General features: G+C 63.7%; 1 pseudogene. It reads right to left on the reverse strand.

What is annotated here, in order from left to right:
* A pseudogene (locus GWC77_RS29975) lies at positions 1–145 on the reverse strand (DDE-type integrase/transposase/recombinase); the annotation flags it as partial.
* Positions 146–273 lie beyond the last annotated feature (128 nt).

Genomic DNA, 273 nt, shown 5'->3' on the forward strand with positions numbered 1-273 from the left:
AGGCAAGCGAGGTGTATTGACACCCCTGATCCGAGTGGTGAATGACGCCCCCGGGGCGACGCTGTACGAGTGCCATGTCGAGCGCACGCAGCATCAGCTCCGTGTACAGATGATTGGACATCGCCCAGCCCACAATGCGGCGACTAATGCCGCGCGTCAAACAAGATGAGAGCAGCGCGTCAATCAGGATGAGAGTACTGGCGTGGCGGCAGCGGTGAAGGGCGTAGCCCGGAACCGCTGCCGCCACGCCGCGCCGAGCAGTCCCCCGTCATC

It is taken from the genome of Paraburkholderia sp. NMBU_R16, from assembly GCF_013282575.1.
GTDB lineage: Bacteria > Pseudomonadota > Gammaproteobacteria > Burkholderiales > Burkholderiaceae > Trinickia.